The organism is Mycobacterium sp. IDUB_24 (assembly GCF_055419385.1).
Genome location: NZ_JBVAXO010000010.1, coordinates 14,681 through 28,378, shown reverse-complemented (window position 1 = coordinate 28,378; position 13,698 = coordinate 14,681). Strand labels below are relative to the sequence as shown.

Below are 13,698 nucleotides of genomic sequence, written 5' to 3'. Positions count from 1 at the left end.
AAGCTAAGCTCGCCAGTGTGCTCATTGCGATCGAAGGTGTCGACGGCGCAGGCAAACGTACATTGACCAACGGCCTGCGGGCAGCCTTCGAGGCCGATCGCAAGTCCGTCGGCAGCCTGGCATTTCCGCGATACCACCGGTCGGTGCCCGCCGACCTGGCTGCCGAGGCGCTGCACGGCGCCCACGGCGACCTGGCCGAATCCGTGTACGCGATGGCCACCCTGTTCGCGCTCGACCGCGCCGGCGCGCGTGAGGAGATCGAACACCTGCAGAGTGCCTACGACGTCGTCATCCTGGACCGTTACGTCGCCTCCAATGCCGCCTACAGCGCGGCGAGGCTGCATCAGGACGCCGACGGTGAGGCGGTGGCCTGGGTGCGCGAGCTCGAGTTCGACCGCCTCAAACTCCCCAGGCCGGATTGGCAGGTACTGCTCGACGTGCCGACCGAGCTGGCCGCCCAGCGGGCCGAGCACCGTGCCAACACCGAGGCCGATCGCGCGAAGGACGCCTACGAGCGCGACGGTGGACTGCAGCGGCGCACCGGGGCGGTCTATGGCGCGCTGGCCGCCGCCGACTGGTGCGGTCGATGGGCCACCGCGGGCCCGGATGTGGACCCGGCCGCCCTCGCAGGTCGGCTAAGCCGCAGATAAAGCCGAGAAACCCGCGTGTGGTACCCCGGTTTTATCGCGATCGGGTGACACCATGGACACCATGAGGCAAAGGATCCTTGTCGTCGACGACGACCCATCGCTGGCCGAGATGCTCACCATCGTCTTGCGTGGCGAGGGATTCGACACGGCGGTCGTCGGGGACGGCAGCCAGGCGCTCACCGCGGTCCGCGAACTGCGGCCCGATCTGGTCCTGTTGGACCTGATGTTGCCCGGCATGAACGGGATCGACGTGTGCCGGGTGCTGCGTGCCGACTCCGGCGTCCCGATCGTCATGCTGACGGCCAAGACCGACACCGTCGATGTGGTGCTGGGACTGGAATCCGGCGCCGACGACTATGTGATGAAGCCGTTCAAGCCCAAGGAACTCATCGCCCGCGTGCGCGCGCGGCTGCGCCGCAACGAGGACGAGCCTGCCGAGCTGCTGTCGATCAACGACGTCGAGATCGATGTGCCGGCCCACAAGGTGACCCGTCAGGGCGAGCAGATTTCGCTGACACCGCTGGAGTTCGACCTGCTCGTGGCGCTGGCACGCAAACCACGCCAGGTGTTTACTCGTGATGTGCTACTCGAACAGGTGTGGGGATATCGCCACCCCGCTGACACCCGTTTGGTGAACGTGCATGTCCAGCGGTTGCGGGCCAAGGTTGAGAAGGACCCGGAGAACCCGCAGGTGGTGTTGACCGTTCGAGGAGTGGGATACAAGGCCGGACCCCCGTGATCTTCAGCTCCAGACGGCGCATTCGTGGTCGCTGGGGAGGATCCGGCCCGCTGTTGCGCGGATTGGGGACGCTTGTTCGGGCGGTGAGCCTGGTGTGGCGTCGTTCGCTGCAACTGCGGGTCGTGACGCTCACTCTGGGGCTCTCGCTCGCTGTCATCCTGGTGCTCGGCTTCGTGCTGACCAGCCAGATCACGGACCGGATCCTTGAGGTCAAGGTCAAGGCCGCCACCGAGGAGGTGGAACGGGCCCGCATCACGGTCGGCGGCATCGTCGGCGGTGAAGAGAGCCGTTCGCTCGACAGCAGCCTGCAGTTGGCCCGGAACACCCTGATCGATCGCAAGGCCGACGCCCGCGCGGACGTGGCCGGCGCGTTCGACGCGGTGCTGATGGTTCCCGGCGACGGACCACGCGAAGCCGCTGCGGCCGGGCCGGTGCAACAGGTGCCCAAGGGTCTGCGTGACTTTGTCAAGGCCGGCCAGGTCAGCTACCAATACACCACGGTCGCCACCGATGCGTTCTCCGGACCGGCGCTGATCGTCGGGAGCCCGGCGGCCTCGTCGGTGCCCAATCTTGAGCTCTACCTGATCTTTCCGCTGAAAAATGAGGAAAGCACCATCTCCCTGGTACGCGGCACCATGGCGACCGGTGGCGTGGTGCTGCTGGGTCTGCTGGCGGCGATCTCCCTCGTGGTGGCCCGTCAGATCGTGCAGCCGGTGCGGTCGGCCTCACGTATCGCCGAGCGATTCGCCGAGGGCCACCTGACCGAGCGGATGCCGGTGCGCGGCGAGGACGACATGGCCCGCCTGGCGGTGTCGTTCAACGACATGGCCGAGAGTTTGTCGCGCCAGATCCAGCAGCTCGAGGAATTCGGTAACCTGCAGCGCCGCTTCACTTCTGATGTCAGCCATGAACTGCGGACCCCGCTGACCACGGTGCGCATGGCCGCCGACCTGATCCACGATCACAGCGAGGATCTCGACCCCGCGCTGCGCCGGTCCACCGAGCTGATGGTCAACGAACTGGACCGGTTCGAGACCCTGCTCGCCGATCTGCTGGAGATCTCCCGCCACGACGCCGGCGTGGCCGAGCTGTCGGTGGAGTCGGTGGATCTGCGGACCACGGTGCAGAGCGCGCTGGACAATGTCGGGCACCTGGCGGCCGACGCCGAGGTCGAGCTCGACCTCAACATGCCGGCTGATGGGGTGATCGCCGAGGTGGATCCGCGTCGGGTGGAACGCATCCTGCGCAACCTCATCGCCAACGCCATCGATCATGCCGAACGTAAACCGGTGCGCATCCGGATGGCTGCCGACGAGGACACCGTCGCCGTCACCGTGCGCGATTACGGTGTCGGCCTGCGCCCCGGTGAGGAAAAGCTGGTGTTCAGCCGGTTCTGGCGGTCCGACCCGTCACGGGTGCGCCGCTCCGGTGGCACCGGCCTGGGCCTGGCCATCAGCATCGAGGACGCACGCCTGCACCAGGGCCGGTTGGAGGCCTGGGGTGAGCCGGGTAAGGGAGCATGCTTCCGCCTGACGCTGCCGCTGGTGCGCGGCCACAAGGTGACCACCAGCCCGCTGCCGTTGAAACCTGCTTCACAGCAGCAAAAGTCGCGGCAGCGTCCCAACCGTGACCGTGAGCATGCCGAGGAGAACGTGTGAAGCGCCTGCTGACGGTGGTGGTCGTCGGTCTGGTCGTTCTGGTGTCAGGATGCGCGGGAATTCCGAATTCGTCGTCCCCGCAAGCGATCGGCACCGTCGACAGACCGGCACCGCCGAACCTGCCGAAACCGGCGCCGGGCATGGATCCCGACGTGCTTCTGCGTGAATTCCTCAAGGCCACGGCCGATCCCGCGAACCGACACCTGGCGGCCCGGCAGTTCCTCACCGAGTCCGCGTCCAGCTCGTGGGACGACGCCGGCAGCGCACTGCTGCTCGACCGAGTGGTGTTCGTCGAAACCCGCGGCGCGGACCGGGTTTCGGTGAGTATGCGGGCCGACATCCTGGGATCGCTGTCCGACATGGGGGTGTTCGAGACGGGGGAGGGCGCGTTGCCCGACCCCGGGCCCATCGAGCTCGTCCAGACTCCGGGCGGTTGGCGCATCGACCGGCTGCCCAACGGGGTTTTCCTCGACTGGCAACAGTTTCAGTCCACCTACAAGCGCAACACCCTCTATTTCGTCGACCCGACCGGTGCCACGGTCGTGCCCGACCCGCGTTATGTCGCGGTGTCCGATCCCGACCAGTTGGCCACCGAACTGATCTCCAAACTGGTCTCCGGCCCACGTCCGGAAATAGCCAGGGCGGTACGCAATCTGCTCGACGCACCGTTGCGGTTGCGCGGTCCGGTCACCCGGGCCGACGGCGGGAAGACCGGGGTGGGGCGCGGCTACGGTGGTGCCCGGATCGACCTCGAGAATCTCTCGACCACCGATCCGCACAGTCGGCAACTGCTTGCCGCACAGATCATCTGGACTCTGTCGCGGGCGGGGATCAGTGGACCCTACGTGATCAACGTCGACGGTGCACCGCTGGACGACCGGTTCGCCGACGGCTGGGAGACCTCGGACGTCGCGGCCACCGATCCCGGGGCCGTGCCCGGCGCGGCCGCCGGTCTGCACGCACTGGTCGGCGGTTCTCTGGTGGCGTTGGACGGGCAACAGACCACCCGGGTGCCGGGGGCGTTCGGCTCGGCGCCCAATCAGATTTCGGCCGCGGTGTCGCGCAACGGCCAGGACGCGGCGTCGGTGGTGGTCCTGCCCGACGCCCCGGAAGCCACTGCCGCCTCGCTGTGGATGGGGCCGTTGGGCGGGCCCACCGCCAAGGCCATCGAGGGCCGCACCGTCAGCCGGCCGAGCTGGTCGCTGGATCAGGCCGTGTGGGTGGTGGTCGACGATGCCAACGTGGTGCGCGCGATCCGCGATGCCTCGGGTGTGCCGGCCCGCATTCCCGTCGACGCGGCGGCGGTGACCACCCGCTATCCGGGCCCGATCACCGAACTGCAGCTGTCCCGGGACGGCACCCGCGCGGCGATGGTGATCGGTGGACAGGTGATCCTGGCGGGCATCGAGCGGACCCCCGAGGGACAGTTCCTGCTGACCTATCCGAGGCGTCTCGGCTTCGGCCTGGGCAACACGGTGGTGTCGCTGTCCTGGCGTACCGGCGACGACATCGTGGTCAGCCGAACCGATCCGGCGCACCCGGTGTCCTACGTCAACCTCGACGGGGTGAACTCGGACGGGCCCAGCCGCAATCTGCAGGTCCCGGTGGGCACGGTGGCCGCGAATCCTTCGACGGTCTACGTCGCCGACCCGCGCGGGGTGATGCAGCTGTCCGCGTCGGTCAGTGAGAACAATCCCGGGTGGGTCGAGGTCCGGCCGCTGATGGTTGCCGGTTCGTTGCCGGTGCTGCCGGGCTGACTCTTCGGCGCGCGGTCGAGCCTGCGGTGCGCCGATTTCCACCCCAGGGCTGTCCCGCCGCCGGGATCGCGACCCACAGGTAGAAACCGGCGGTGGTGCCGTGGCGGAGCAGCAGCGATGTCACCCCCGGCGTGCAGACTGCCCGCATGCTCGACCTCATCCTGCCGCTGGAGTGCGGCGGCTGCGGGGCACCCTCGACCCGGTGGTGTGCGGCGTGTGCCGCGCTCCTCGGTGTCGGGGACGACGAGCCGCACCTGGTTACCCCGCGCACCGATCCGGGCGTTCCGGTGTTTGCCCTGGGCCGCCACGCAGGTATCCGTCGGCGCGTAATCGTCGCCGCCAAAGAAAAGGGGCGCATGGACCTCGTGGCGCCACTGGCCGGGGCGCTGAACGTCGGCCTGCAGCATCTGCTGACCTGGGGGATCGTCGGTACTCCGCTGGCGCTGGTTCCGGCACCCACCCGCGCCGCCGCGGCACGTCGTCGCGGCGGTGATCCGGTCCGCCGGATCGCGACGGCGGCGGTTGCCGGGCTGCCCGGTGTCCGCGTCGTTCCCGCGCTGCGTCTGAGGCCGTGGGTGCGTGATTCGGTGGGCCTGTCGGGCGCCGCCCGCCAGCGCAACATCGCCGGCCGGGTGCGTGTGATCCGGCCGGTCGTGGGTGAAGTGGTGCTGGTCGACGACATTGTCACCACCGGGGCCACCGCGGCCGAATCGGTGCGGATGCTCACGACCGCCGGGGCCGACGTGGCTGCTGTACTGGCGATTTCACACGCCTGACGTGCGCGTCATTGCGTTGAGATCAAACCCACGTGAAGAACTGAGAACACGTATTTGAAATTGGTGGCACGAGTGGGTGAACACGGACTACCGTCGGCAGCAACCACCCGTGAATGACTCACGGCGGCGCTCAGAGCGATGCAGCGCCACTTCACCGCTTAACGGTAGGAGGTGAGTACCCGACACCTTGCGCCGACGGGTGGAGCAAATTTATTCGGCCCATCGGCGCCATCACGATTCGTTGAGAAGTAGGGCACGCGCGATGCGTGTGACAACTGAGAGAAACGAGTTGCCGAGTATGTCAACCCATTCCCCGGAAACAAGCGCCACCATGGTGGTCGACCCCGACGAGCAGATCGGCGACGCCACCCCGGAGCCGAACGCAGAAGTTGTGGTCAAGGGTCGAAACGTCGAAGTTCCAGACCACTTCCGTATGTACGTCTCGGAGAAGTTGTCGCGCCTGGAGCGGTTTGACCGCACCATCTACCTGTTCGACGTCGAGCTCGATCACGAACGTAACCGCCGTCAGCGCAAAAACTGCCAGCACGTCGAGATCACGGCCCGGGGCCGTGGGCCGGTGGTGCGCGGCGAGGCCTGCGCAGACAGCTTCTATGCCGCCCTGGAATCAGCGGCAGGCAAACTCGAGAGCCGGCTCCGCAAGAGCAAGGACCGCCGGAAGATCCACTACGGCGACAAGACCCCGGTGTCGCTGGCCGAAGCGACGGCGCACGAGACGCTGTTCGAGAACCAGCCGACGGCGACGGCCGACGCCGGATTGGCCGACGGTCTCGACGACCATGAGCCGGGCCGGATCGTGCGGACCAAGGAACACCCCGCGAAGCCGATGACGGTCGACGACGCCCTCTACGAGATGGAGCTGGTCGGCCACGATTTCTTCCTGTTCCACGACAAGGAGAGTGACCGCCCGTCGGTGGTCTACCGGCGCCATGCCTACGACTACGGGCTGATCCGCCTGGCCTGAGCGCCGGCAATCCCCCGCAAGTCGGGGGGCCCAGCAGAATCGCACCTCGGAGCATTCCGGGGTGCGATTCTGTCTCTTCGCGCCAGCAGAACCAGCGGCTTCGACCGGTCACCTACGATGGACGTCAACTAAGCCCGTGCGATCCCGCCCACGGGATCCATCGAACCCACAGGGGAAATAGCGTGCTGTCGAAGTTGCTCCGTCTCGGTGAAGGCCGCATGGTCAAGCGCCTCAAGAAGGTGGCCGACTATGTCGACACTTTGTCCGACGACATGGAGAAGCTCTCGGACGCCGAGTTGCGAGCCAAGACCGACGAGTTCAAGAAGCGGATCGCCGACGGCGAGGACGTCGATGACCTGCTGCCCGAGGCATTCGCCGTGGCCCGCGAGGCGGCGTGGCGGGTGTTGTCCCAAAAGCACTTCGAGGTCCAGGTCATGGGTGGCGCGGCCCTGCATTTCGGCAACGTCGCCGAGATGAAGACCGGTGAGGGCAAGACCCTGACCGCGGTGCTGCCGGCCTATCTCAACGCGCTCCGCGGCGAGGGCGTGCACGTCGTCACGGTGAACGACTACCTGGCCAAACGTGACAGCGAGTGGATGGGGCGCGTGCACCGGTTCCTGGGCCTGGAGGTGGGCGTAATCCTCTCGGGCTTGACCCCGGAGGAGCGCAGGGCAGCCTATGCGGCCGATATCACCTACGGCACGAACAATGAGTTCGGCTTCGACTACCTGCGCGACAACATGGCGCACTCGGTCGAGGACATGGTGCAGCGCGGCCATCACTTCGCGATCGTGGACGAGGTCGACTCGATCCTGATCGACGAGGCCCGCACCCCGCTGATCATCTCGGGTCCTGCTGACGGCGCTTCCAACTGGTACAGCGAGTTCGCCCGGCTGGCCCCGCTGATGGAGAAGGACGTCCACTACGAGGTCGACATCCGCAAGCGCACCATCGGTGTGCACGAGCTGGGTGTGGAGTTCGTCGAGGACCAACTGGGCATCGAGAACCTCTACGAGGCCGCCAACTCGCCGCTGGTCAGTTACCTGAACAACGCCATCAAGGCCAAGGAGCTGTTCCAGCGCGACAAGGACTACATCGTCCGTGACGGCGATGTGCTCATCGTCGACGAGTTCACCGGCCGTGTGCTGCTGGGTCGCCGCTACAACGAGGGCATGCACCAGGCGATCGAGGCCAAGGAACACGTCGAGATCAAGGCCGAGAACCAGACGCTGGCCACGATCACGCTGCAGAACTACTTCCGCCTCTACGACAAGCTGTCCGGTATGACCGGTACGGCCGAGACCGAGGCCGCCGAGCTGCACGAGATCTACAAGCTGGGCGTGGTGCCCATCCCGACCAACAAGCCGATGGTCCGTGCCGATCAGGGCGACCTGATCTACAAGACCGAAGAAGCCAAGTACATCGCCGTCGTCGACGATGTCGCCGAGCGCTACGAGAAGGGCCAGCCGGTCCTCATCGGTACGACGAGCGTCGAGCGCTCCGAGTACCTGTCGCGGCAGTTCACCAAGCGCAAGATTCCGCACAACGTGCTCAACGCGAAGTACCACGAGCAGGAGGCGAACATCATCGCCGAGGCCGGCCGGCTCGGCGCCATCACCGTCGCCACCAACATGGCCGGTCGCGGTACCGACATCGTGCTCGGCGGCAACGCCGACTTCCTGGCCGACAAGCGGCTGCGGGAAAAGGGCCTGGACCCGGTGGAGACCCCCGAGGAGTACGAGGCCGCCTGGGACGACACCCTCACGGCCATCAAGGAAGAGGCCAACAAGGAGGCCGAGAAGGTCACCGATGCCGGTGGTCTGTACGTGCTGGGCACCGAGCGTCACGAGTCCCGGCGTATCGACAACCAGCTGCGCGGCCGCTCGGGCCGCCAGGGTGACCCGGGCGAGTCCCGGTTCTACCTGTCGCTGGGTGACGAGTTGATGCGACGGTTCAACGGCGCGACGCTCGAATCGCTGTTGACCAGGCTGAACCTGCCCGACGATGTGCCGATCGAGGCCAAGATGGTCACCCGTGCCATCAAGAGCGCGCAGACCCAGGTCGAGCAGCAGAACTTCGAGGTCCGCAAGAACGTCCTCAAATACGACGAGGTGATGAACCAGCAGCGCAAGGTCATCTACAAGGAGCGCCGGATGTTGCTGGAGGGTGAGAACCTCCAGCAGCAGGCCCACGACATGCTCGTCGACGTGATCACCGCCTACGTCGACGGTGCCACCGCCGAGGGCTACGCCGAGGACTGGGATCTGGCCAAGCTGTGGGATGCGCTCAAGACGCTGTACCCGGTCGGTATCGACCACAACGACCTGGTCGATTCCGATGCGGTGGGCGAGCCCGGTGAGCTGACGCGCGAGGAACTGCTCGACGCGTTGATCAAGGATGCCGACCGTGCCTACGCCGAGCGCGAGAAGCAGCTGGAAGAGCTGGCGGGCGAGGGTGCCATGCGTCAGCTGGAGCGCAACGTCCTGCTCAACGTGATCGACCGCAAGTGGCGTGAGCACCTCTACGAGATGGATTACCTCAAGGAGGGCATCGGCCTGCGGGCGATGGCGCAGCGCGACCCGTTGGTCGAGTACCAGCGCGAGGGCTACGACATGTTCGTCGGCATGCTCGACGCGCTCAAGGAGGAGTCCGTCGGATTCCTGTTCAACGTTCAGGTCGAGGCTGTACCTTCGCAGCCGAGCGCCCAGGTGGCTCCGGTGGCCGCACCCAGCGGGCTGGCCGAGTTCGCCGCGGCGGCCGCTGCGAAGGCCGGTGAGGCCACTGCCGCCGATGCGGAGTCGAGTGCGGTGGCAACCAAGGAGCGTCCGACGCCGGCACCGGCCCTGCGCGCCAAGGGCATCGACAATGACGCGCCGCCCCTGACCTACACGGGTCCGTCCGAGGACGGCACCGCCGAGGTGCAGCGCTCCGGTGGTAGCGGACGGCATTCTGCGACTGCGGGCGGCGGCACCCGCCGTGAGCGTCGGGAAGCGGCCCGCAAGCAGGCCAAGACCGGCCGGCCGTCGAAGTCGCACCGCAAGAGCTAGCCGAGCTGTAGCGCAGTGAGTTGCCAACGGCCACTGCGTGATTCGATGCGTCCGGCGATGGCGCGCACCCGCGGCCCGCGGGTGTAGGTGGCGAACAGCTCGGCGGCCTCGGGTGAGGCTGCCGGGCGCAGCCCCACCCGGCGCAGGCTGGCGGTGGTGCCGTGGCGTGCCGCGGTGGAGGCGATGACCGCGTCGAGCAGCAGCGGGCTCATCAACGATTTCAGCTGTGACGGTGGCCTGCGCCGATCGACGACCTCCAGGACCCGGCGCAGGGCCATATCGGCGAACTGCGCGGCACCGGGCTGCAATTGCCCGTCGGTCCCGGAACTGACCAGCCGCAACCGGCGCGGGCTGTGCCCGTGTAGCAGCGTCGGTGCCGGGCACAGCGGCATCGGTGCCGACACGTCAGCTGGTTGTACTCCCAGCGGCAGTGCCGGCGGCTCGTAGTCGATGACCGGAGCGGTCAGTTTCGGGGTGGGCACAGGCAACCTCCAGCGGTCGGCATCACGGACGACATCTGCTGGAGAGGTGCAGACCTACCCATGATCGCACGGGTTCGGCGTGGCGGAAGCACGCATAATCTCCGCACTCGGCTTCGCCGGTTAGCGTGACGAGAGTCGTCGAACCAGGGGGAGCGGAATGGTTCAGCCCAGCATCGATTGGCCGGCCGAGCCGCTGCGCTCGCTGATATGGACGCTGCAGGCGTGGGTGATCACGCTGGTGGTGTTCCTGGCAGTCGCGCTGCTCATCGCGCGATTCACCCGATGGGGACAACAGTTCTGGCGGGTCAACGCGCCGTTCTTCAGCGGGGCCGGCAGTTGGCGCACCTGGGCGCTGCTGGCATTCATCCTCTGGCACACCGTGTATTCGGCGCGGGTGATCGTGATTTTCACCTACCAGTACGCCGACCTGATGAATGCGGTGCAGGCCGGTGCGGAGGCGCTGGCCACCCATGATGGCGCGAAGCTGGACGCCGCGCGGCAGGCGTTCATGACATCGTTTGCGATCAGCGGGATTCTGGTGGCACTCACCGTGATCTACACGGTGGTCGATCTGCTCCTACGCCGGGTTTTCTCGATCCGTTGGCGTATCTGGCTCAACACCCGCCTCGTCGACGACTGGATGACCGGCGATGCGTTCTATCGCAACCGCTTTCTGGACCAGCCGGTGGAGAACCCGGACCAGCGCATCCAGACCGACGTCGAGACGGTCACCACCAAATCGGTGGACCTGAGCACCGCAGCGGTGAACAAGTCGCTGTTGATCGTCATGTTCACCGGCGTGCTGTGGCAACTGTCCGGTCCGTTGCAGTTGGGCGGCTGGACCGTTTCGCGGGCCATGGTGTTCGTGGCGTTCGTCTTCTCGATCACGGTGACCGTGATCGCGTTCTGGATCGGCCGCCCGCTGGTGCGGCTGAACTTCCTCAACGAAAGGTTCAGCGCCAGTTTCCGGTACGCGCTGGTTCGATTGCGGGACAGTGCCGAGCGCGTCGCCTTCTACCGCGGTGGGGAGCGTGAACGGCAACTGCTGCACTCCCGGTTCGCCGAGATCATCGCCAACATGTGGCGGATCGTGTTCGCCCAGTTGCGGCTCTACGGTTGGAACCGCGGGGTCGGCGACGTGACGACCGGCATGATTCCCTACATCGTGCAGGCGCCCCGGTTCTTCGCCGGTCAGATCACGCTCGGTGGCCTGCTCCAGACCGTCGCGGCCTTCGGAAATGTCTGTGCCGCAATGGCATTCTTCCGCGACAGCTATGACGAGTTCACCGTCTACCGCGCCGCACTGATGCGCGTCGACCAGATGCTCGCTCACGATCATCGGGCGCGGGAGTTGCCCCGCATCTCAGTCGCGGCCAGCCGGGATTCGCTGGCGCTCAGCGAGGTAGGGGTGGATGACCTGCAGGGGCGGCCGATGATCACCGATCTGTCGATGGTGCTGAACCCGGGTGACAGTGTGGTGGTCAAGGGTCCGTCCGGGTGCGGTAAGACCACCCTGCTGCGCAGCCTGGCCGAGTTGTGGCCGCGGACAGCGGGACTGGCCCAGTACCCGCCCGGATGGGCGACGCTGTTCCTGCCCCAATTGCCCTACCTGCCGCTGGGGGATCTGCGGGCCTCGGTGGTGTACCCGCTGCCGATTGCGGACGTGAGTGACAGCGAACTGCGGGACACGCTGCGCGCGGTGGCCCTCGGGCATCTGGCCGAGCGCCTGGACGACGAAGGCGACTGGTCGTCGGTGCTGTCCCTGGGTGAGCAACAGCGGGTCTCCTTCGCGCGGGTGCTGCTGGTCCGTCCGCGGGTGGTCTTCCTCGACGAGTCGACCTCCGCGTTGGACGAGGGACTCGAGGACGCCATGTATGGACTCCTGCGTGAACGGTTACCCGACTGCGTGGTGGTCAGCGTGGGGCACCGGTCCACCATCGACCGTCATCACCGGTCGCGGCTGCAGCTGGAGGGCAGCGGGCGCTGGGAGCTCTCGGTGATCACGGCATGAATTCTGGGTAGCTCAGGCGCGAAATTGACGCGCTGCAGCACCCGTGATGCGCAACAGCAGAATCGCCGGTTAACGTGACGTGTTCGAGCGGAGCGACGAGGGGAGGTTGGCGCCGCATGGTGAACAGGCTGTCGGCGTCCGACGCCGCGTTCTTCCATCTGGAGAACAGCGCTACGCCGATGTACGTCGGGTCGTTGTCGATCCTGCGAAAGCCGCGTGCCGGCTTGAGTTACGAGACCCTGTTGGAGACCGTCGAGCATCGGTTGCCGCAGATTCCGCGTTACCGCCAGAAAGTGCGCGAGGTGACGTTGGGCCTGGCCCGGCCGGTGTGGGTGGATGATCGGGATTTCGACATCACCTACCACATCCGGCGTTCGGCGCTGCCGTCTCCGGGCAGCGACGCTCAGCTGCACGACCTGATCGCCCGGCTCGGCTCGCGGCCGTTGGATCGGACCCGTCCGCTGTGGGAGATGTATCTGGTCGAAGGGCTGACCAAGAACCGCATCGCGATCTACACCAAGACGCACCAGGCCCTGGTCAACGGGATGACCGCCCTCGAGATCGGGCACGTGATCGTCGACCGGGCGCAGAAGCCGCCGGAATTCGGCGAGGACATCTGGATCCCGACCCGCGAACCCAGCGACCGACAGCTGGTCCTCGGAGCGATCGGGGAGTGGATCACCCGGCCGACCACCCAGCTGGCCGCCCTGCGCGACACCGTGACCGAGGTGGCCACGAGTGCCAGTGAACTGGCGGCGGTGGGCCGTCGGGTTGCCGACGTGGTCCGCACGGTGGCCCGCGGAACCGCCCCCAGCAGCCCGCTCAACACCACGGTCTCGCGCAACCGCAGGTTCACCGTGGACGAGCACCGGTTGGAGGATTACCGGCTGGTCCGGGCCCGCTACAACTGCGACATCAACGACGTCGTCCTGGCCGTGGTGGCCGGCGCGCTACGCAATTGGCTGCTGTCGCGCGGGGAGCCCGTCAGCCCGACCACCACGGTGCGGGCGATGGCGCCGATGTCGGTGTACCCGGACGCCGAACTGGACTCCACGGGGCCAGGCCAGGCCATCAGCGAGGTGTCGCCGTTCCTGGTCGACCTCCCGGTTGGCGAGGGCAACGCGGTGGTGCGCCTGTCGCAGATCGCCCATGCCACCGAATCGCATTCCACCGCGGCCAGCCTGGTCGACGCGCGGACCATCGTGACCCTGTCCGGGTTCGCGCCGCCGACCTTGCACGCCATGGGTATCCGGGTGGCGACCGGCTTCTCGGCGCGGCTGTTCAACCTGCTGATCACCAACGTGCCCGGGGCCCAGAAGCAGATGTATGTCGCGGGCACCAAGCTGCTGGAGACCTACGCGGTGCCGCCGCTGTTGCAGAACCAGGTTCTGGCCATCGGGGTGACGTCGTACAACGGCATGTTGTACTTCGGGATCAATGCCGACCGGGATGCGATGAGCGACGTCGACGTGTTGCCGAGCCTGTTCCGTGAATCTCTCGAAGAATTGCTCGAGGCGGCCAAGTAGGTTCTGGGCAGGCCCTGGCAAATACTCCAGGTATTTGACCTCACGCTCGGATCGCGGTCTGATGAATTCA

General features: G+C 66.7%; 10 protein-coding genes. 9 read left to right on the top strand and 1 reads right to left on the bottom strand.

Translation table 11 applies throughout. The annotated features are described in order from the left end of the window. The first annotated feature begins 17 nt into the window (after positions 1-17). The 7 genes from ACZYZF_RS28375 to secA all read left to right on the top strand — a co-directional run bounded on the left by ACZYZF_RS28375 (position 18) and on the right by secA (position 9,609). The gene (locus tag ACZYZF_RS28375) at positions 18-650 is read left to right on the top strand and encodes a dTMP kinase (protein WP_463744627.1); all 633 of its coding nucleotides are present in this window, start codon (positions 18-20) and stop codon (positions 648-650) included. Positions 651-702: 52 nt separating this feature from the next. Next, positions 703-1,389, top strand: a complete 687-nt coding sequence (gene mtrA, locus ACZYZF_RS28370) for a two-component system response regulator MtrA (RefSeq protein ID WP_463744626.1) — start codon at positions 703-705, stop codon at positions 1,387-1,389. After that, positions 1,386-3,047: an MtrAB system histidine kinase MtrB gene (gene mtrB / locus ACZYZF_RS28365; RefSeq protein ID WP_463744625.1), complete on the top strand. Its 1,662-nt coding sequence runs from the start codon at positions 1,386-1,388 to the stop codon at positions 3,045-3,047. Before mtrA ends, mtrB begins: the two co-directional genes overlap by 4 nt. After that, positions 3,044-4,804, top strand: a complete 1,761-nt coding sequence (gene lpqB, locus ACZYZF_RS28360; protein WP_463744624.1) for an MtrAB system accessory lipoprotein LpqB — start codon at positions 3,044-3,046, stop codon at positions 4,802-4,804. The genes mtrB and lpqB overlap by 4 nt, the downstream gene beginning before the upstream one ends. A gap of 146 nt (positions 4,805-4,950) precedes the next feature. Beyond that, positions 4,951-5,580, top strand: coding sequence for a ComF family protein (locus tag ACZYZF_RS28355; RefSeq protein ID WP_463745272.1), 630 nt, complete (start codon positions 4,951-4,953; stop codon positions 5,578-5,580). Between the two features lie 331 nt (positions 5,581-5,911). Beyond that, positions 5,912-6,562, top strand: a complete 651-nt coding sequence (hpf, locus tag ACZYZF_RS28350) for a ribosome hibernation-promoting factor, HPF/YfiA family (protein ID WP_463745271.1) — start codon at positions 5,912-5,914, stop codon at positions 6,560-6,562. 182 nt (positions 6,563-6,744) lie between these two features. Further along, entirely contained in the window at positions 6,745-9,609 is a 2,865-nt protein-coding gene (secA, locus tag ACZYZF_RS28345) for a preprotein translocase subunit SecA (RefSeq protein WP_463744623.1), read from the top strand. On the opposite strand, the gene ACZYZF_RS28340 is transcribed toward secA, so the two are convergent. Continuing rightward, a complete protein-coding gene (locus ACZYZF_RS28340) occupies positions 9,606-10,091 on the bottom strand; it encodes an Rv3235 family protein (RefSeq protein WP_463744622.1) in 486 nt (161 codons plus the stop codon). The two genes, secA and ACZYZF_RS28340, sit on opposite strands and share 4 nt — an antisense overlap. Before the next feature lie 157 nt (positions 10,092-10,248). Between ACZYZF_RS28340 and ACZYZF_RS28335 the strand changes: the two genes are divergently transcribed. Both ACZYZF_RS28335 and ACZYZF_RS28330 read left to right on the top strand, forming a co-directional pair. Continuing rightward, entirely contained in the window at positions 10,249-12,102 is a 1,854-nt protein-coding gene (locus ACZYZF_RS28335; RefSeq protein ID WP_463837466.1) for an ABC transporter ATP-binding protein/permease, read from the top strand. Between the two features lie 116 nt (positions 12,103-12,218). Next, positions 12,219-13,628: a WS/DGAT/MGAT family O-acyltransferase gene (locus ACZYZF_RS28330; protein WP_463744620.1), complete on the top strand. Its 1,410-nt coding sequence runs from the start codon at positions 12,219-12,221 to the stop codon at positions 13,626-13,628. Positions 13,629-13,698 lie beyond the last annotated feature (70 nt).

Excerpts from the sequence above, each read along its gene's own strand:
- ACZYZF_RS28355 (WP_463745272.1), top strand. The coding sequence starts at position 4,951 with ATGCTCGACCTCATCCTGCCGCTGGAGTGCGGCGGCTGCGGGGCACCC.
- ACZYZF_RS28330 (WP_463744620.1), top strand. The coding sequence starts at position 12,219 with ATGGTGAACAGGCTGTCGGCGTCCGACGCCGCGTTCTTCCATCTGGAG.
- ACZYZF_RS28335 (WP_463837466.1), top strand. The coding sequence starts at position 10,249 with ATGGTTCAGCCCAGCATCGATTGGCCGGCCGAGCCGCTGCGCTCGCTG.
- hpf (WP_463745271.1), top strand. The coding sequence starts at position 5,912 with ATGGTGGTCGACCCCGACGAGCAGATCGGCGACGCCACCCCGGAGCCG.
- mtrA (WP_463744626.1), top strand. The coding sequence starts at position 703 with ATGGACACCATGAGGCAAAGGATCCTTGTCGTCGACGACGACCCATCG.